Genomic DNA, 19,157 nt, shown 5'->3' with positions numbered 1-19,157 from the left:
CGCGCGCTAAGAAAAAATTAACCGACGCGCTGATTTTCCCTGAAAATCAAGGGGCACACGGCGCGCCAAACCGTGTACTACGCCGCGCGCAGGTCACCGAATTGGAAAATCAAACCTGCACGAGCCTCGCGCTATCCCGGCACGACTGCAACCCGAGGGCGCCGTTGATCAGACGTAACCGCTGGTTGACGCCCGCAATGGCCCGGTCCGCGCCATTAATTCCCGTTGTTGCGTTCCGCTTCGATCTCGCGCCACCGCGCAACATTGCGGTTGTGCTCTTCGAGCGTCACCGAGAAGGCGTGGCCGCCCGTGCCATCCGCCACGAAGAAGATGTACTCGCTGTCATCGGGGTTCAGCGCCGCGTTGATGGCGTCCGCGCCGGGGTTTGCAATCGGGGTCGGCGGCAAGCCGTCGATCACATAGGTGTTCCAGGGCGTCTCGCCGCGCAGCTCCGATTGCCGCAGGCCACGCCCGAGAATCCCGCGCCCGTTGGTGACCCCGTAGATCACCGTCGGGTCCGTCTGCAGGCGCATGCCGACATTCAAACGGTTGGTAAACACCGACGCCACCAGACCCCGCTCTTCAGCGACGCTGGTCTCTTTTTCGATGATCGATGCAAGGATCAACGCCTCTTCCGGCGTACTGATCGGCAGATCCTCCGCCCGGTTCTCCCAGGCCTCCGCAAGGATCTGCTCCTGCGCGTCGCGCATCTCGGCAATCAATTCCAGACGGTCTTCGCCCCGGCTGACCTCGATCGTGGCCGGCGCCAATGTGCCTTCCGCCGGAATATCGGGCACCTCACCACTCAGGAAATCCGCCGCCAAAAGCCCCTGCACCACCTGCCAACTCGTCAGTCCTTCGGGGATCACAAGCCGGTAAATCATCGGAACTTCCGCTTCGACCAACTCGGAATAGGCCTCCGGAACACCTTCCTCATAGGAAAAGCGCACGATCTCTTCGACCTCGCCCGTGCCCGGCACCCGCTCGCTCAGGCGCAACTGACCGGTGCCCGAATTCCGCAACACATAGGTCGCGCGATAGCGAAACGACGAGGGCCCACCGGCGGTCACGATATCCAGCACCTCATCCATCGTCGCCGAGGCCGGGATTTCGTAATTGCCGAACCGAAGATCGCCGGATCGATCCAATGCGCGAACGCCGACACGAAAAATGGCCGCCGACCGGATAACCCCGGCCTCCTCCAACCGCTCGGACACCCCGCGCAGCGTATCGCCCTGCTCCACCTCGAAAAACGCCGCTGTCTCCAGCGGCCCGCTCGTATCCCACTGGCTCCGCCCCCAGCCAAGCGCTGCCGCCGCCGCAATCAATGCCACGATCAGAAAGGACATGCCGTTGGCGGCGATGTGTTTCCACATGGCGGTTTACTCCACCTCGCCCATGATCAGGCAGGCATTGGTGCCCCCAAACCCGAAGGAATTGGATTGCGCGATGCGGATCTTCCCCTCCTGCTTGGCATTGGCACACAGGTTGATCTGCGTCTCGGCAGCGGGGGTATCAAGGTTGATCGTCGGCGGGGCCACATTGTCCCGGATCGCCAGGATCGAGAAAATAGCCTCAATCGCACCAGCCGCACCCAACAAATGCCCCGTCATCGATTTGGTCGACGACATGCGCAGGTTCTTCGCATGATCCCCCATCAGCCGCTCCACCGCACCCAGCTCGATCGTATCGGCCATCGTCGAGGTGCCATGCGCATTCACGTAGTCAATGTCCGACGGCTGCAACCCGGCCCGTTTCAACGCCGCGCGCATCGCCCGTTCCGCGCCCTCATGGTCGGGCGGCGGCGCGGTGATGTGATACGCATCGCCCGACAGGCCATAGCCCAGAATTTCGGCATAAATCTTAGCACCGCGCGCCTTGGCATGTTCATATTCTTCCAGAACAACCATGCCCGCGCCTTCGCCCATCACGAACCCATCGCTATCGGCATCCCACGGACGGCTGGCCGCCGTTGGGTCATCGGCGCGCTTGGTGCTCAAAGCCTTGCACGCATTGAACCCGGCAATTCCGATGGCGCAGATCGGGCTCTCCGCCCCGCCCGCGATCATCACATCGGCATCATCCAGCGCGATCAACCGCGCCGCATCCCCGATGGCATGCGCCCCTGTCGAACACGCCGTCACCACCGAATGGTTCGGCCCCTTGTAGCCATAGCGGATCGAGACCTGACCCGAGATCAGGTTGATCAATGCGCCAGGCACAAAGAACGGCGACACCCGCCGTGGCCCACGCTCGTTCAACACGATCGACGTATCGGCAATCGACGACAATCCGCCGATCCCCGCCCCGATGAGGCACCCGGTGCGCTCAAGGCTTTCGGTTTCTTCCGGTGTCCAGCCCGCGTCGGCAATCGCCTGATCCGCCGCCGCGACACCGTACAGAATGAAATCATCGACCTTGCGCTGTTCCTTCGGCTCCATCCAATCGTCGGCATTGAAGGTGCCATCCGATCCATCGCCATGCGGGATTTCGCAGGCATAGGTCGTCCCGAAGCCTTCGGGGTCAAACCGTGTGATCGGCCCGGCGCCCGATTGTCCGGCCAGAATCCGGCTCCACGTTGCTTCGACACCACATGCCAGGGGCGTCACCAGCCCCAAACCTGTCACAACCACTCGACGCATGTTTCTGCCCCCGCGATTTTCGTTGCGCCCCAGATACCGGAAACCGCCATCGGGGCGCAATCCCCGCTGACGCCACCGGCAAAGCCCCGCCTTGCGCGATCTTGTGAAAGGCACGGCTCAACGACCTGCGCCCGCCCCTTTCAAACGAAAAAGCGGCGGCCGGATGGTTCCGTGCCGCCGCCAAATCGTGATCTTGAAGACCTTACTGGGCTTCTTTGATGAACTTCACCGCGTCGCCGAAGGTCTGGATCGTTTCCGCCGCATCATCGGGGATCTCGATGCCGAACTCTTCCTCGAACGCCATGACCAACTCGACCGTGTCGAGCGAATCCGCGCCAAGATCGTCGATGAACGACGCGGCCTCGGTCACCTTGTCTTCTTCAACGCTCAGGTGCTCAACAACGATCTTTTTCACGCGGTCTGCGATGTCGCTCATTTTCAGGTCCTCATGGTCTTTCAGGGTTGAACCCCACCTGGGGCGCGCCCTTGTTTCAGTACAGCCATATCGGCCGCTCATAGTGCCGAAAGACACACCCAACAGGTGGTCAGGCCCAACCGGTGGACAAAGCCCCCCGGCCATTCTCGCGCCGCCTATAGCATATGTTTCGCCCATGTCCATGCCTTGCGCGCCGCTTTGTTACGCAGCGGAAACCGCGTTACAGCATCGCCATACCACCGTTCACATGCAGCGTCGTTCCCGTAAGGTAACCCGCCTCGGCACTTGCCAAAAACGCCGTTGCTGCCGCGATTTCCTCGGGCGTGCCCATCCGACCCGCCGGGATTTGCGTCAGAATCTTGGATTTCTGTTCGTCGGTCAGCTTCTCGGTCATCGCCGTCTCGATGAACCCAGGCGCCACGCAGTTCACCGTGATCCCGCGACTCGCCACCTCATAGGCCAGCGATTTCGACATCCCCACCATCCCGGCCTTTGAGGCCGCGTAATTGCCCTGCCCCGGATTGCCAGTGGCCCCGACCACGCTCGAGATGTTGATGATCCGGCCCCAGCGCGCCTTCATCATGCCCCGCAATGCCCCCCGGCACAGCCGCATGGTCGACGTCAGGTTCACATCCAGAACGCTCTGCCATTCTTCATCTGACATCCGCATGAACAGGTTGTCACGCGTGATGCCTGCGTTGTTGACCAGGATATCCAGCGATCCCATCACCGCGGCCGCCTCTTTCGGCAATGCGTCCACCGCGTCGGCGTCACTGAGGTTGCACGGCAGCACATGGACCCGCCCGCCCAGCTCCGCCGCCAGGCTTTCCAGCGGCTCGACCCGGGTGCCAGACAGGCCAACCGTCGCGCCCTGCGCATGCAAGGCCCGCGCGATCGCCGCGCCGATGCCACCCGATGCACCCGTCACCAGCGCCGCTTTACCCGTTAGATCGCTCATGTCAGTTCCCTTCCCTTGTCACGGTCGTAGATCCGCGCCGGTTCTATCCGTTGATCGCCGCCGCCGCCGCGCGCACGTCATCCGGCTTGCCCACCGGGGCGGTCGTGGCACTGCGCTCGATCCGCTTGATCATACCCGAGAGCGCCTTGCCCGCACCGACCTCGTAGAAGTCCGTCACCCCTTCGGCGGCCATCCACGCCACGCTTTCGCGCCAGCGCACGCGCCCCGTGACCTGATCCACCAGGTTGTTACGAATGATCATGGCCGAGCTCTCGGCCCGCGCGATCACATTTCCAACCAGTGGCGTCACCGGCGCAGACAGATCCACGCGGCTCAACGCGTCGGCCATCACATCGGCGGCGGGTTGCATCAATGCGCAATGGAACGGCGCCGAGACCGGCAACAAAAGGGCCCGTTTCGCACCGCGCGCCTTGGCGATCTCCGCCGCACGCTCCACTGCCGCCGTGTGGCCCGACAGAACAACCTGCGCCGGGTCATTGTCGTTGGCCGCCTCGCACACTTGACCCTGCGCGGCCTCCACCGCCACTTCGCTCACCGTGTCGAAATCGAGCCCGAGGATCGCGGCCATTGCGCCTTCACCAGCCGGAACCGCCGCCTGCATCGCTTCCCCGCGCAGCCGCAACAGGCGTGCCGTGTCCGCAAGGCTCAACGCGCCCGCCGCACAGAGCGCCGAATATTCCCCAAGCGAATGCCCCGCCACGAAATCCGCGGCCGTCACCGCGACCCCTTCTGCCTTCAAAGCGGCCATCGCCGCCAGCGACGCCGCCATCAGTGCGGGCTGCGCGTTGCGCGTCAACGTCAGCGTCTCGATCTCTCCCTCCCAGATCAGCCCGGAAAGCTTCTCCCCCAAGGCTGCATCCACCTCGTCGAAAACGGCGCGCGCCTCCGGGTAAGCCTCCGCAAGATCACGTCCCATTCCAATGGTCTGGGCCCCTTGGCCGGGAAAAACGAATGCGCGGGTCATGTCGGCGCTCCTGCTGGTCCTTTTTATTGCACGACGGGCTACAACACGCGCGCCGCTCGCGCAACGCAAGACGGCGCCCCGTTTCCGAGGCGCCGTCTAAAGCGCGTGTCACTGCTGGGGCTGGCTCAGCGCGGCCTCACATTCAACCGGGATGTGCACGAGCCGGGGTTGTAGCCACCGATCCAGACATCAACCCGACCATTCAGATCTGCGGTATTCGATAGGCGCAACCGCGACCTCAAGTTCCTGCTGGTGTAGTCATCGTTGAAGTGTACCGTCCCGGCCGCATCGCGGATCAACAACGTGGTGTCACCGTTTTGGCAATTCGACGCCTCGACCAGGAACTGCACTTCGTTGAATTGCTCCATATCGCTCAGATAGAACGTATAGGTCGGGTTCGCATCGAAGTAACCACGCCGGTTGGGCATGCCATTGCAGCCTTGCAGATTTGTGAATCCGCTATGCACCGTGGTGTGGTCGTAGGATCTGCCGAAATCCGATCCATCCGACACCAAGGGTTGGCCGTTGAAATCGGTGCTCGGGCAACCGGCCACCTGACCGGTCGCCGGGGGTGGGAACGGATCGTTGTTTCCGCCCGGACCCGGATCGTTGGGATCCGCCGGATCGGGATCGGGGTCGGGATCCGGTGTCGGATCAGGATCAGGATCAGGCGCCGGATCAGGATCCGGCGTTGGATCGGGATCAGGATCAGGGTTGGGATCAGGATCAGGATCAGGATCAGTCGTGCCGCCACCGGTCGTGCCGCCGCCGCCCGTAGTTCCACCGCCGCCCGTGCTGCCGCCGCCCGTCGTGCCGCCGCCGCCGGTGCCGCAGGTATCCGCGCCGTTGCATTGCTCACCTGCTTCCGTATCGGGAAGCACGGCCAGTTCGTTGTCCCATGCGGTCTCGAACATCCCGCCCTGCATCTCGCCACGGATATTGGATGAATGCTCCGACAGATCGCTGTTGGTGGTCTCGACCATCCACACGCCGACCCCGACCAGCGCCGCCATCACGACCACGTAATCGACCGTCACCGCGGCTCTGTCACTTGTCCAAAACGGGTGGAACACCTTTGGCCTCCAATCCTATCAACATGGGCCACCTGCTGTGGCCAAACTCTACACTGCCGCCCTCAAGGACGAAGTTTTCCGCCGCATGTGATGCCAGCACTTCATGGTGGAATTGGGGCGCAAACGGGAAAACCGGATGACGGGCGCGCCCGGTTTCGAAACAATCCGCACCGCTGTAGATGAACCGATGCCAGTTGCGGCACCCCAGGCTGCCGCCACCCGAGCGTCCCAAGCGGGCTGGACACTACAGCCGCAGACGCCTATACGCGCGCATCGCCTCGTCGTGACCAACTTGAACGGCGTTATCCCTCGTGGCCGGGGGCGAGGCGACACTTGCCCGGCCTTTGAAATGCGCCCTGAAAATCGAACTGGAGAACTCATGCCTCTTTACGAGCATGTGATGATTGCGCGTCAGGACCTGTCCAACACGCAAGCCGAAGCCCTCAACGAGCACTTCGGAACCATCCTGAAAGACAATGGCGGCACTGTGGTCGACACCGAATATTGGGGTGTGAAGACCATGGCCTACAAGATCAACAAGAACCGCAAGGGCCATTATTCCTACATCCGCACCGACGCCCCGTCGGATGCCGTGCAGGAAATGGAGCGCCTGATGCGCCTGCATGACGATGTGATGCGCGTGCTGACCGTCAAGGTCGATGCCCACGACGAGGGCCCCTCGATCCAGATGCAGAAGCGCGATGAGCGCGACGGCCGCCGCGAGCGCCGCTGATTCTTAAGGAGTGATATTCCAATGGCTTCAAAACCGTTTTTCCGCCGCCGCAAGACCGACCCGTTCGAGGGCGACAATGCGCCGAAAATCGACTACAAGGACACGCGCCTGCTTCAGCGTTACATCTCTGAGCGTGGCAAGATCGTCCCCTCCCGCATCACCGCCGTAGGTGCCAAGAACCAGCGCAAGCTCGCCAAGGCGATCAAGCGCGCACGGTTCCTCGCCCTGCTGCCCTACGCCGTTAAGTAAGGAGACGCTGACAATGGACGTTATCCTGCTGGAACGTGTGGCCAAGCTGGGTCAGATGGGCGAAGTGGTCTCCGTCAAGGAAGGCTACGCGCGCAACTACCTCTTGCCGCAGAAAAAGGCGCTGCGCGCCAATGAAACCAATCTCGCCACGTTCGAGAACCAGAAAGCGCAGCTTGAAGCCCGCAATCTGGAATCGAAGAAAGAAGCCGAAAGCCTTGGCGAAAAGCTCGATGGACAGCAGTTCATTGTGATCCGCTCGGCCTCCGACTCGGGTTCGCTCTACGGCTCCGTCACCACCCGTGACGCCGCCGAAGCCGCCACCGAAGAAGGCTTCTCGGTCGACCGCAAACAGGTTGCCCTGATTGCACCGATCAAGGACCTGGGCCTGCATGACGTAACGGTCAAGCTGCATCCCGAGGTTGAGGTGACCATCCAACTCAACGTCGCGCGTTCCCCCGAGGAGGCCGAATTGCAGGCGTCGGGCAAGTCGATCCAGGAACTGGCGGCTGAGGAAGAGGCACAGGCCGAATTCGAGATCGCAGAGCTGTTTGATGACATCGGCGCCGCGCAACTCGACGATCTGGAAGGCGACGACGCCCCCGCCGAGGAAGGCTCCGACGAGGCGCCCGCCGAGGACACGGAAGAGCAATAAGCCCCTCTTGGAGCCTCCCGGCTCTTCGCGCAAAAAATCAAAGGCCGCTCCAATCCGGGGCGGCCTTTTTCTTCGGCGACGGAGGTATCCGCTATTGCCCACGGGAGCAAAGCGGGAAGGTCGGCTCTGCGGACGAAGCTACTGTTCACGGAATATTTCACTTAGCCATATGATGACCAATCTACTAACGCTGATCCCATGACCTATGATTACGATGAGCTGTATGGCGAAACACGCGACGCATTGGGGGAACCGACCTCCATTTTCGTCGACTTCTTTGACCGGCTTGAGCAGCAAGATGTCCTAGTTTTGGATGTTGGATGTGGGCAAGGTCGCGATGCAATCTTTATTGCCAGAAAGGGACATCGCGTCGTCGGAGTGGATATCTCAAGAAATGGCATTCGCGACCTCAAAGACGTGGCTGCACGGGAAAATCTGTCTATCGAGGGTGTCGTCGCTGACGTGGCCGCCTACGAGCCGGATGGATCATTCGATATCGTTTTGATTGATCGCACATTGCACATGCTGCCAAGGCAAGCGCGCCTCTCGACGCTCAAGACGATGCTTGACCACGTAAGCAGCAAGGATGGCTTTTGATCGCGGACGAAGTCTCGAACATCGAAGACTTCGGGATGGTTGTATCCAAACATCCGGCTGACTGGAAAACGGAATTGTCCCAACGCGGCAACCTGTTCTTGCGCCGTGTCTGACAGGTAGATGTGGGCTCGAACCAGCAAATCCCTCAGCCGCAGGTTCAATGGACGATGCCGCCCCTTCAAAACATGGTCATCTAAACTTTAACGGTTTTCCGATTTTCAATATATTTCAATAATTTAACACCCTTTCTCAACCTTGAGCAAACACGCATCACCACTCCCCAAAGACCACAAGTGCCCTATGTGTTTGCACACAGCATCACACAATGAGGCCCCCATGTTCCGCCTGACGTTCCGCGCCCTGCCCTTCCTCCTCTTCACCGTCCCCGCCCTCGCCCAGGCACCGGTTGACGACGGCACCCCCAACCTGCCCGACACCATCCCCGCCTTCCCCGAACAGACCGACGCCCCCGAGATCACCTCCGGCCTGCGCCTCGAAAGCGAGGTCATCACCGACACCCTCGCCCGCCCCTGGGCCGTCGCCGTCTTGCCCGATGGCGCGGGTTATGTCGTCACGGAACGCGGCGGAACCCTGCGCCATATCACGCGCGACGGGCAGGTCGGGCCGGAGATCGACGGCGTCCCGGCGGTCCGCGCGGTGCAGCAAGGTGGGCTTCTGGACGTAGCGCTTTCACCTGATTTCGCGGACAACCGCACGCTCTACCTCACCTATTCCGCACGCGACGGCATCGCGGCCTCGGCCACCGCCGTGGCCAGCGCCGTTCTGTCGGAAGATCACGCCGCTCTCACCGAGGTGACCGAGTTGTGGCGGCAAACCCCCGCCTCCATCGTGCCCGCCCATTTCGGCAGCCGCGTGATCGTGACGCCGGACGGCGCGCTTCTGGTGACCACCGGCGATCGCTTCACGCCCGAAAACCGCACATTGGCCCAGAACCCGGTGCGGGCGACCTACGGGGTCACGATCCAGATCCAACCCGACGGCACGCCCGCGCAGGATCCGATCATTGAACGCGCGCAGCCCGGTGTGCTGAGCTACGGTCACCGCAATATCCAAGGGGCGGCGGTGCAACCGGGAACCGACATTCTCTGGACCCTGGAACATGGCCCCGCGGGCGGGGATGAGTTGAATATCGTCCGGCCTGGCGCGAATTACGGCTGGCCCGAGGTCAGCTATGGCGTGAACTACAACGGCACGGATGTCGGCACCGGGCAGCAGGCCCATGCGCCGGATTATGAGGAGCCGCGCTATTTCTGGGACCCGTCCATCGCCCCGTCGGACATGATCTTCTACGAAGGCGACATGTTCGCCGAGTGGCAGGGCGACCTCCTGCTGGGTGCGTTGGCAGGCCGCGCGCTGGTTCGGTTGGATATGGACGGCGATATGGTTGTGGGCGAAGAACGTTTCCGGCCCGGCGGACGAGTGCGTGACGTGGCGGTGGATGAAGACGGCGCGATCCTGATCGTGATCGACGATGATCCGGGCCGCCTGCTCCGCCTTACGCCTGCGCGCTGACGGAAGGCGACGTGTCGTTCACATCACACCTGACATGCGGCCCGTACCCGAAACGCAAGACGACGCGCCCACATGGCGCGCCTGTGTCGGCGACAATACGATCGACGGACGGCCCTACCAGGTTTCCATCGTCAACGTCGCAGCGCAAGACGCACCGCCAAACGTGCCGACCCAGATGTCGTAGACACCCGAGCGCGGGCCGCTGAAATTGATCGCCGGGTTCAACCCGTAACTGTCGTCATTCCACGTCCAGTTGCCGTTGGAATCGTTGACCAAAAGCACGGTGTCGCAATTGCCCTGAACACGGATCTCCAGCCGTCCGTAGGCTTCCATCCCATCAAGGCGGAACTCGAAATTTGGCGCAATGGTGAAATTGCCCGCATTTGTGAAGCCACAGGCATACAGGTCGTAGGTCCCGCCAGCGGTCGTGTTGTAACTGTTGGGCAGGTACAGATCCTGACCGGTTGCATAGCCCGTCTGCTGACCCTGATAGCCGTAGTCGGGGCACGCGGCGGCAAGGCCCGTGGTGCCAAGAAGCAGGCCGGCGGCGGCAATAAGCTTTTTCATATTGGAATACTCCGGGTGTTGATCGATGCCTTATAGACATCGCGGACTCTGGTATTTGTGGGCCGAAATATGGGCCAAAGTACTAACTTCGGGTTTCAAGTGGCGCGAGCCCACCAAATATTCACTGAAGGCATCGTCCAAACTTGCGGCCATGGGCGAACGTGCGCGCGCCCCAACCCACCGGCCGGTGCGACGCGTGATATGGGGTCGGATCAGAAGTTCCACGTCTCCATCTCGATCTCGGCCTCACAAGCGGTTTCGGTGCCGAACGTGCCGACCCAGATATCGACGCGACCGTTCAGGGCGGCCGTATCGGTCAGGTTCAACTCGGGCTGATTGCCACCGCCGGAATCGTCATCGAAGTGCCAATTGCCCTGCGCATCATGCATCAAAAGCGTGGTGTCGCAGTCACTGCTGACCTCAACCTCAAGGCGGCCGTAGGTCTCCATGCCCGAAAGCTGGAAGCTATAATGGGGCCGCGCGTTGATCACACCTGCACCGGGCAGGCCCGAGCAACTGCTCAGCGCGGTCACGCCCCCCGCCTGAACGGCAAAGCTGTCGGGGGAGTAGAGTTCCTGCCCGTCAAGGACAACCGGTGTGCCTTCAAGCGCCGTGGTCGGGCAGCCGCCCGTTTGCGTCGGATCGGGTGCTGCAGCTGGCGCCGGGGCCGGTGCGGGAGCCGGTGCGGGCGCAGGCGTTGGTGTCGGTACAGGCGCGGGCGTCGGTGTCGGCGCAGGGACCGGAACCGGGGCCGGTTGCGGCGCCGGCTGCGCCACAGGAACGGCTTGCAAGGTGAACGTACCGGCGCAGGTTTCGCCCGAGAACGTGCCGACCCAGACGTCGATCCGCCCGTTCAGCGCCGCTTGTTCGGTGATGGTCAGCTCCGGCTGCAGGTTCCCTTGCCCGTCGTCATTGTAATACCACGTGGTGTCCGCGCCGTTTACCAACAGCGTTGAGTCGCATTCCGCATTGGCGCGCAGGGTCAGGATATGGCCCTGCATCTCTGACAACGTGACCGAGAATTGCGGCACCTGGCTGGCGGTTCCGCCACCCTCGACGCCGGGACAGGCACCGACATTGGTGCCGCCGGTGGCCTGGGCGATGTAGCTGAGGGGTTGCACGATCTGGTTGGCGCTGAACTGCAGCGCGGGTCCGGGCACTTCCCAAGTGGGACAGGCCAAGGCGGGCTGGGGCACCGGAACCGGTTGCGGCGCGGGCGCTGAGCCCACGGAGCGCACCGTCAAGGTCGCAGGGCAACCGCCGCCGGAATAGGTTCCGATCCAGACATCGACGCGCCCGTTCGCTGCGCCGGAGGCCAGGCGCATTCCAGGTTGGAGGCCCTCGTTATCATCGTTGAAGAACCATTGCCCATTGGCATCGTAGACCAGCATCGCAGGATCGCAGCTCGAATTGACGAACAGCTCCAACTCACGCCCAACCATATTGCTCAGCTCAAGCGTCACATCCGGCACGGCGGCGAATTGCCCGAACCCAAGCGTTCCAAGCCCGCATTGGTCTAGCGTGAAGCCGCCCTGCGCCTGGACGTTGAAGTCCAGGCCATTGGCAATCTGCGCGCCATCATAGGCAAAGCTGCTGCGCGCGAGTTGAGAATTCGGGCAGGCCAGAGCGGCGCCGCCCATGGCCATCAATGCGATCGCACTTGCGGTCATCAGACGCATTGGGGGGATCCTTCCAGTGGGTGGGGGCCGGTGAAGGGGACGCGGCCCACCAAATTCAATCGTGGTGTTTGGTCAACGTAACGTCGGTCCGGGCGCTGCCAAACGGAGGAAACCCTGACCCGAAAGTTGCAACCAAGACGTTAGCGGAGCGCCTATTTTTCACCAAATGGTTTCTCGCAGGGCGAAATTTACGAGGCAAAACGGGACCACGCCCAGAACGAACTGGGCGCGGGCACCATACTGGACGCATGCGGCTCTTAGCGACCAAAGATACGCTGCCACAGGGTCAGGCGCGGCGCAGGCGCTTCGGCACGGATGACGGATGTATTCGCCCCGGAGACGGTCAAAGCGTCGCCGCCCGCGATCACCAATGTGTTGCCGCCTGCCGGGGATTGCGCGGCGGCGTCCTCCATCGTGGCCAGCAGGCCTGAGGTATCGAAGGCGGGGGGCGGCGCGGGCGCATGGGTGGCACGGACCGAGGGGCGCAGGACCGGACGCGGCGAGCGCAGGACGGCCCCATCGCGCGGCAGGGCTGCGATTTCGGCCACGGGTGCGTAGGGGGCGGAGCGGATCACCGCGGTGCCGGGACGCTGCACGATCTCGCCGAGGCCCATCTCGGCGATCATGTCGCGCGGGTTGAGCATGTCGGAGATGTCCTGGGCCAAGGCCGGGGCGGCAAGGGTGACAAGAAGTGTGGCGGTGAGAGGAAATCTAAGGGTCATGGGGTCTACTCGATTGTTTTCAAATGGTTTCAGATGGGCGCGCTGCCCCGCAGAAACGCGGCGAGGCGGCGGCGTTCTCACTGTTGCGGCACGATGAGGATGGAGGGGCCGCGGTGCTGCGGGCGCGGAACGGGCAGGATCGTTGGCGGGTCGAAGGGTCGGATCGTAAAGGGGTGCGACCAAAGCGGGTCCCGATGCGGGACGGCCTGAAGCGGCGCGGATGGCCGGGCCAGTCGCGCTTGCACATCGTCCAGAAGGTCTGCGAGGTCGGACATACGATCCGGACGCCAGCCAAGACCATCGGGGGTGCGCGGCACCTGCGGCAGCGCAGGCAGAGCGGGACGCGGGCCATCGCGGTAAAGATCGGCGATCCGGGCCCATTCGTCGGCATAAAGCGCCCAACGTTTGGCGGCGTCAGCCTGAGCCGGCGGAAGCAACTCCGCAAGATTGCCCAGATCTGCGCGCGGGCTGGCAAACGGGATGCTGCAAGCGACACCGAACCGACTGCAAAGATCCACCGCATCCTGCGCGGGTGCGGGCATCGCCAAGGGATCGAAGTCACGCCCGAGGTCCGGGCGCGGCAGCAGGGGAAGCGTGGTGTCGGCGAAGGCTGCGGGCACGCTCGCGGCCAATCCGACAAGGGCAAAAAGGACGGGTTTCAACATGGGTCAGGCTCTCGAATAAAGACGTGAGATGAATAAGACGTGTATTAAATCGGCGAACCGTTGATCGGCGCTTGGGCCAATCTCGCCGCGGCGCGCGCTGTTATGCAAACGCCGGCGCCCGTTATCCGATAACCGGGGCGTCCAAGATATTGATCTGATTGGCGTTAAGTGGCCTGCGCCAGAAGGGCGTGGAACCGCGCGGCGGTGATTTCCATCAGCAGGTCATCATGCCAGACATCGCCCAGTTTCAGGCTGCGCGGCAACCTGGCCACCGTCTCGAACCCGCAAGCAGTGTAGCAGCGGATCGCACGTGTGTTGAACGCCAGTACCCGCAGATCAATCGCCTCCAACCGCAACAAATCGAACCCGCTCGACAACGTCTGCTGGATCGCACAGCGGCCGTACCCCCGGCCAAGATCGGCCTCCGCGAACAGCCCCACCGCAAGGCGGGCGGAGCGGGTTTCGGGATCATGGGAATGCAGGCGGATCTCGCCCGCGACACGGCCTTCTACCTCGATCACACGGGCAAAAGGATGATCGCACAGCCACGCATACCACCCCTCGGAACGCTCACGGCTGGGGGTCGGAGGGACCTCGGGATCGCCACCATACATCGTGTGAATCTCGCGCGAATACGGCAGGCCCAGGTGCACCTCTATATCCGAGGGGCGCGGTGCGCGCAGCTGCACGTTCCTGTCTGTCCAGATGTCTTTGGCCATGGGACACCTGCGTACACAAAAGAAAAACGCGCCGCCAAGAGGCAGCGCGCTTTGTTTCCGCAACGTCAGCTTGGCTTATTCTTCTTCGAGCGCGTCCACAGCAGCCTTGAGATCGTCCTTGGAGACCTCTTTCTCGGAGACTTTCGCCAGCTCGCCGATAAAATCGACGACCTTGTCTTCGAACAGCGGCGCGCGGACTTGCTGCTGCGCGGCCTGGTTTTGCTGAATGAACTCGAAGAACGCGCGCTCCTGACCGGGGTACTGGCGCGCCTGGGTCATGATCGCCTGGGTCATCTCGGCGTCGGTGACCTGCACATCATTCTTCTGACCCAATTCGGCCAGCAAAAGCCCAAGCTTCACGCGGCGTTCGGCCAGTTTCACATGCTCATCGGTCGGCTCGACCTTCTCGTGATCGTGGCCTTCGACATCGGGGTTTTCCTCGTGCCACAGCTGGTGGGCGATCTGATCCGCCTCGGCCTGCACCAGTGACGGCGGCAATTCGAACGACACGATCTCGTCAAGCTGATCCAGCAGACCGCGCTTCATCACGGCGCGCGCGGCCCCGGCATATTCCGATTGCAGACGCTCGGTGATCTGCCCCTTCAACGCGTCAAGATCTTCGGCGCCGAACTTCTTGGCCAGCTCATCATCGACCTCGGCCGGGACGGGCTTTTTGATCTCCTTGATCGTGCAGGCGAACACGGCGGCCTTACCGGCCAGATGCTCGGCCTGGTAATCCTCGGGGAAAGACACTTCGACGTCTTTTTCGTCCTTGGCCTTCACACCAACAAGCTGCTCCTCGAAGCCGGGAATGAACTGCCCGGACCCCAGAACCAGCGGGAAATCTTCTGCCGAGCCGCCGTCGAAGGCTTCGCCGTCCACAGTGCCCACGAAATCGAACACGACCTGATCGCCATCGGCGGCCTTGCCCTTCTTGGTGGCAAAGTTCTGCGCGTTTTCGGCGAGGTTCTTCAGCGCATCGTCAATCTCGTCATCGCCGGGCTTAACGACCAGCTTTTCAAGCTTGAGCTTCTTGTAATCAACGTCAGGGATCTCGGGCAGTTTCTCGTAGGACATGGCGACCACGACATCGTCGCCTTCCTTCCAATCCTCGTTGGTCATCTTGACGTCGGGCTGCATGGCCGGGCGGTCACCGGATTCGTCCAGATGCCCCTGCATCGCTTCATCGACCGACTCCTGCATGGCTTCGCCCATCAGACGCGGACCGAACTGCTTTTTGAGAAGCGGCATCGGGACCTTGCCTTTGCGGAAGCCCTTCATCTCGACCTCGGGCTGCGCCTCTTGCAGCTTGGAATTCACGCGCGCTTCAAGATCATCGGCGGTGACGGTGATCTGGTATTCGCGCTTCAGGCCCTCGGAAAGGGTTTCGGTGATCTGCATGTTTGTCCTCGTGACGGCTTGGCGGCGGCGGGGCAAAGCGAATTGCCCGGCCCCTTTCAGGTCGGGTGAAAATTTGCGCCGTTCTATGGCCCGAAAGCGCGCTCCGCAAGGGGGCGTGACGCTTGGCAAACGCCGTGTCACTTGCTTTGATGGGTACATGCGAAAGCTGACCTGTATCACCAATGCCGCCCGACAGGATGCGGCGCGGCGCGGATTTAGCGTATTGATCGCCGAATCGCTCCCGCCCAAGCGTCCCGTCGGCGGCTTTCGCGCCCAACGCCAGCAAGCGAGCCAGGCGATGAAATGGGTGGAATTTGCGCTTGTGGGGGCGGTCGCGGTGCCTGCGCTGATCGCGCTTTTGGTGTAAGTGCGTCTGGGCCCGTGCGCGAACAGGCGCGGCTGAGCCAACCGATGCAGGCAAACCGGACGTTTACTTTGTGCCTTCGCCTTCGCCATACTTCCCCCAACAGGCCCTGAGACCCCTTCGCGCACGTCAGAAACGGCCCGTGCACGCCCTCAACGGCGGGACCGCAAAACCATGAGTGACGATCCCAGCAAAACCAAGATGCTGCCCGACGGACCTGCGGGGGAATTGCCCGTGGGCGCGCTCTTGTCGTCGGGCATGTACCGGGTCACGGGGCGGATCGCGGCGGGCGGCTTCGGCATCACCTATGAGGCGCGCGACAATCTCGATCGAAAAGTGGCGATCAAGGAATGCTTTCCTGCCGGTCTGGCCTTGCGTGCTGGCGATTTCACCGTCTCTGCGGCCAGTGCATCGACCTCCGAGCCGTTCGAGACCGCCCGCAACCTGTTCCTGCGCGAGGCCCGCACGCTGGCAACCCTTCGCCATCCCAATATCGTGCATGTTCAGACGCTCTTCGAGGAAAACGGAACCGCCTACATGGCGATGGATTATGTCGAGGGGCACGACCTTCAGCACGTGATCGAGCATGAGCCGCAAAAGCTGACACCGGCCTATGTGATGGAACTGACGCGCACGCTGCTCAATGCGCTCGACTACCTGCACCGCGATGCGCCCGAGCGCGGCAAGGAACGCTTGCTGCACCGCGATATCAAGCCCGCCAACATCCGCATCGACCCACTCGACACGCCCGTGATCATCGACTTCGGCGCGGCGCGGCAGGAGACCAAGGCCCAATCGCGTGCGGCGGGCACGTTTCGGGTCGTCTCGGACGGGTATTCGCCCAATGAATTCTATGTCGCGGGCACCGAGCAGGGCCCGGCGAGCGACCTCTATTCGCTTGCCGCAACGCTGCACCATTGCATCACGGGTGCGGCTCCCGCGCCTGCCGATGAGCGCGCGCAAAAGGTCTCGAACGGGGAAGACGACCCATACCAGCCGATCGCGGGGCGGTTTCCGGGCCATGATCCGCGGCTGCTCGCGCTGATCGACAGGGCGCTTTCGCGTCCGTTGAGGGACCGGCCCGCCGACGCCGCCGCGTGGTTCGCCGCGATCCCTGATACCGCCACCCGGATCGTCGAAGCCGCACCGCTTGCCGCCACCCCTACGTCTGCCGCAACCGCCGCACCGACAATCCCACCCGCGCCGCCGCGCCCGTCCGGCTTCTGGAAAGGCGCGGCGGTGGGGGGCGGATTGCTGGCGCTTTTGGGCGGCGGGGCTTATCTCGCGCTGCCCGGCGCGTCGCTCAATGACGGCGACATGCAGCGCCAGCTGGACGAGGTCATGGCGACCCGCGATGGTCTTGAAGTGAGCCTTGCGGAGATGGAGACACAGACCACCACCCTTCTGGCAGAGGTGTCCGATGCCACGCAGGCCCGCGAACTTGCCGAGGCGCGTGTCGACGAACTGGGCGACACCATCGCCGATCTGCGCGCGCAGCTCGACGCCGCCGCACAGGGCGACAGCGAGACCACGATCACGCTACGCAACCAGTTGAATCAGGCCCTGACCGAACAAGACGGCGCACAGCTCGCGCAGCGGACGCTGGAAGCACAGGTCGCCGATCTGGAAGCCGCGCTCGCCGAAGCGCAGGCGGCTGCAGCGGCGGATCAGGCCGAAACAGAAGCCCGTGCCGCATCCCTGGCCGCCGAGCTGGCCGCGCTTCAAGCCGCGATCGAAGCGGGCGGCGATACGATCAATCCCGAGGTTCTGGCCACATTGGAGGCCGAGCGCGACACCGCGCTGCGCAACGTTGAACGCGCGCGCGCCGATCTCGAGCGGATGGCGCAGAACCTGTCGGACGCCGAGACAGAGGCCAACAGCCTCGCCATGGAATTGCGCGAGGCACGCGCCGAGATCGAGCTGATGCGCGCCAACAGCGCCACGCCAAGTCCCGGCCCGAATACGCCCGCCGCCGCCAACCCCGGAGGCGATCCGGGCATCTGCCCCTCGTGGGCCGTCCCGGGGTCTGAGCTGAGTTATACCGGCACCGATATCTACACGCCGCAGACCGTGCTCCTGCGTGCCAGCGGCACCGTGAACCTCGACGGCTGCGCGGATTTGCCGTTCAACGTCACGGGCTTCACCGATCAGATCCCCGACTTCACGCTCTACACCTCCGAAATGGCGCAGTTCCGGCGGCTGCAATTGGAGGTGCTGGCACCCTGCGACACGACGCTTCTGGTCAACACCAACGACGCGCTCTGGCATTTCGATGCCAACAGCGGCGAATCCGGCGGCCCACTTCTGGACCTAACCGGACAAACCGCCATCGAAGGTCGCATCGACATCTGGGTCGGTACGCCGGACGGGGCGATCTGCGACGCGACGCTTGAGGTTGAAACCTGGTTGAACTGAGACGATCGGTGCGGCGTCAACGCGCCCTGCCCCGTATCGACCTGCATCAAAGCGCGTCCGGGTCGTATTCTTCGGAAATCCAGCGGCGCAGTGGGATCGGACCCGCCGCAAGGCGCGCTGCATAAGCCTCCAGAAACCGGTCCAGCACACCGGTCTTGGACCAGCGGATGTGCAGATGCCGCAGGCCAAGCGCGCGGTGCGCCTCCGCGACGTCGCGCCCCTCGACATGAATGGCCCACATCGCCGCTGCAAGCCCCGTGCGATCCGCGCCGGATTTGCAATGGATCAGGGCGGGCCGGTTCAACGTGTCGAACACGTCCAGCAATTCCAAAAGCCGCTCGGGCTGCGGGGCCGAGCGCGCGGCCAACGGCACATTGCGCAGGCGCAACCCCAAGGCGGCGCAGGCCTCCACCTCGAACGCATGCACGGTCTTCCGGGCCGGACGCAGGCTGATGACCTCTACGACGCCGCGCGCCTTCCATTCGGCCAGCGCCCGCGCATCGGGATGGTTGCCGCGAAAAACGCCCGGCGCGATTACGCCCGCATTGCGCCAGCGCCGCCGCAGAAAGCCGTGATCGTTATAGGCCGCAAACAGCCGCCCCTGCCACAGACCCAGCTCGCTATCGAGCCGATGATCGTAGCGCCACCGGACCACCGTCCAGGCTCCTTTCAGCTTATCCGCAAGAGTTAATGCCATCGCGCCTGAGGTGTCGCAGGCGGTCACGAAATGCAAGCCCTGCCCGCAGCTTACGGATTTCATGCGTTTA

The 19,157-nt window shown here is 63.0% G+C and carries 20 protein-coding genes; 7 read left to right on the top strand and 13 right to left on the bottom strand.

Annotation, left to right across the window (positions count from 1 at the left end; all coding sequences use genetic code 11):
• Positions 1–215: 215 nt before the first annotated feature.
• The 6 genes from mltG to V8J83_RS01095 form a co-directional block, all read right to left on the bottom strand.
• Positions 216–1,376, bottom strand: a complete 1,161-nt coding sequence (mltG, locus tag V8J83_RS01120; protein WP_339982562.1) for an endolytic transglycosylase MltG — start codon at positions 1,374–1,376, stop codon at positions 216–218.
• Positions 1,377–1,382: 6 nt separating this feature from the next.
• A complete protein-coding gene (gene fabF, locus V8J83_RS01115; protein ID WP_339982559.1) occupies positions 1,383–2,642 on the bottom strand; it encodes a beta-ketoacyl-ACP synthase II in 1,260 nt (419 codons plus the stop codon).
• Positions 2,643–2,844: 202 nt separating this feature from the next.
• Positions 2,845–3,078 carry an acyl carrier protein gene (locus V8J83_RS01110; protein WP_339982556.1) on the bottom strand — a complete coding sequence of 78 codons (234 nt, stop codon included), beginning with the start codon at positions 3,076–3,078 and terminating at the stop codon, positions 2,845–2,847.
• A 220-nt stretch (positions 3,079–3,298) separates the two neighbouring features.
• A complete protein-coding gene (gene fabG / locus V8J83_RS01105; protein ID WP_339982553.1) occupies positions 3,299–4,036 on the bottom strand; it encodes a 3-oxoacyl-ACP reductase FabG in 738 nt (245 codons plus the stop codon).
• Between the two features lie 43 nt (positions 4,037–4,079).
• The gene (gene fabD / locus V8J83_RS01100) at positions 4,080–5,021 is read right to left on the bottom strand and encodes an ACP S-malonyltransferase (protein WP_339982550.1); all 942 of its coding nucleotides are present in this window, start codon (positions 5,019–5,021) and stop codon (positions 4,080–4,082) included.
• Between the two features lie 125 nt (positions 5,022–5,146).
• Positions 5,147–6,094, bottom strand: coding sequence for a hypothetical protein (locus V8J83_RS01095; protein WP_339982546.1), 948 nt, complete (start codon positions 6,092–6,094; stop codon positions 5,147–5,149).
• A 379-nt stretch (positions 6,095–6,473) separates the two neighbouring features.
• Between V8J83_RS01095 and rpsF the strand changes: the two genes are divergently transcribed.
• From rpsF to V8J83_RS01070, 5 genes are all read left to right on the top strand, one after another.
• The gene (gene rpsF / locus V8J83_RS01090; protein WP_339982543.1) at positions 6,474–6,827 is read left to right on the top strand and encodes a 30S ribosomal protein S6; all 354 of its coding nucleotides are present in this window, start codon (positions 6,474–6,476) and stop codon (positions 6,825–6,827) included.
• 21 nt (positions 6,828–6,848) lie between these two features.
• Complete coding sequence (gene rpsR, locus V8J83_RS01085; protein WP_339982540.1) at positions 6,849–7,076, top strand: 30S ribosomal protein S18; 228 nt, start codon at positions 6,849–6,851, stop codon at positions 7,074–7,076.
• Positions 7,077–7,089: 13 nt separating this feature from the next.
• Complete coding sequence (gene rplI, locus V8J83_RS01080; protein ID WP_339982537.1) at positions 7,090–7,728, top strand: 50S ribosomal protein L9; 639 nt, start codon at positions 7,090–7,092, stop codon at positions 7,726–7,728.
• A 198-nt stretch (positions 7,729–7,926) separates the two neighbouring features.
• Entirely contained in the window at positions 7,927–8,325 is a 399-nt protein-coding gene (locus tag V8J83_RS01075; protein ID WP_339982534.1) for a class I SAM-dependent methyltransferase, read from the top strand.
• Positions 8,326–8,661: 336 nt separating this feature from the next.
• A complete protein-coding gene (locus tag V8J83_RS01070) occupies positions 8,662–9,858 on the top strand; it encodes a PQQ-dependent sugar dehydrogenase (protein WP_339982531.1) in 1,197 nt (398 codons plus the stop codon).
• Between the two features lie 114 nt (positions 9,859–9,972).
• On the opposite strand, the gene V8J83_RS01065 is transcribed toward V8J83_RS01070, so the two are convergent.
• From V8J83_RS01065 to tig, 6 genes are all read right to left on the bottom strand, one after another.
• Complete coding sequence (locus tag V8J83_RS01065; RefSeq protein WP_339982528.1) at positions 9,973–10,425, bottom strand: hypothetical protein; 453 nt, start codon at positions 10,423–10,425, stop codon at positions 9,973–9,975.
• A 212-nt stretch (positions 10,426–10,637) separates the two neighbouring features.
• Positions 10,638–12,104: a hypothetical protein gene (locus tag V8J83_RS01060; protein ID WP_339982525.1), complete on the bottom strand. Its 1,467-nt coding sequence runs from the start codon at positions 12,102–12,104 to the stop codon at positions 10,638–10,640.
• Positions 12,105–12,361: 257 nt separating this feature from the next.
• Positions 12,362–12,826 carry a hypothetical protein gene (locus V8J83_RS01055; protein ID WP_339982522.1) on the bottom strand — a complete coding sequence of 155 codons (465 nt, stop codon included), beginning with the start codon at positions 12,824–12,826 and terminating at the stop codon, positions 12,362–12,364.
• A gap of 77 nt (positions 12,827–12,903) precedes the next feature.
• Positions 12,904–13,491, bottom strand: a complete 588-nt coding sequence (locus V8J83_RS01050; protein WP_339982519.1) for a hypothetical protein — start codon at positions 13,489–13,491, stop codon at positions 12,904–12,906.
• A gap of 164 nt (positions 13,492–13,655) precedes the next feature.
• Positions 13,656–14,210 carry a GNAT family N-acetyltransferase gene (locus V8J83_RS01045; RefSeq protein ID WP_339982516.1) on the bottom strand — a complete coding sequence of 185 codons (555 nt, stop codon included), beginning with the start codon at positions 14,208–14,210 and terminating at the stop codon, positions 13,656–13,658.
• Positions 14,211–14,285: 75 nt separating this feature from the next.
• Positions 14,286–15,611, bottom strand: coding sequence for a trigger factor (tig, locus tag V8J83_RS01040; RefSeq protein ID WP_339982513.1), 1,326 nt, complete (start codon positions 15,609–15,611; stop codon positions 14,286–14,288).
• Positions 15,612–15,768: 157 nt separating this feature from the next.
• Between tig and V8J83_RS01035 the strand changes: the two genes are divergently transcribed.
• Together V8J83_RS01035 and V8J83_RS01030 are read left to right on the top strand one after the other, a co-directional pair.
• Complete coding sequence (locus V8J83_RS01035) at positions 15,769–15,978, top strand: hypothetical protein (RefSeq protein WP_339982510.1); 210 nt, start codon at positions 15,769–15,771, stop codon at positions 15,976–15,978.
• Between the two features lie 171 nt (positions 15,979–16,149).
• Entirely contained in the window at positions 16,150–18,390 is a 2,241-nt protein-coding gene (locus tag V8J83_RS01030) for a protein kinase domain-containing protein (RefSeq protein ID WP_339982507.1), read from the top strand.
• Between the two features lie 46 nt (positions 18,391–18,436).
• Here V8J83_RS01030 and V8J83_RS01025 read toward each other — a convergent pair whose 3' ends face one another.
• Positions 18,437–19,087: a fused DSP-PTPase phosphatase/NAD kinase-like protein gene (locus tag V8J83_RS01025; RefSeq protein ID WP_339982504.1), complete on the bottom strand. Its 651-nt coding sequence runs from the start codon at positions 19,085–19,087 to the stop codon at positions 18,437–18,439.
• Between the last annotated feature and the right edge of the window lie 70 nt (positions 19,088–19,157).

Origin of the sequence: Gymnodinialimonas ulvae (assembly GCF_037543845.1) — a bacterium.
Classification (GTDB): Bacteria; Pseudomonadota; Alphaproteobacteria; order Rhodobacterales; family Rhodobacteraceae; genus Gymnodinialimonas; species Gymnodinialimonas ulvae.
Note: the sequence above shows the minus strand (reverse complement) of the source record. Positions and strands in the feature narration are given on the sequence as shown.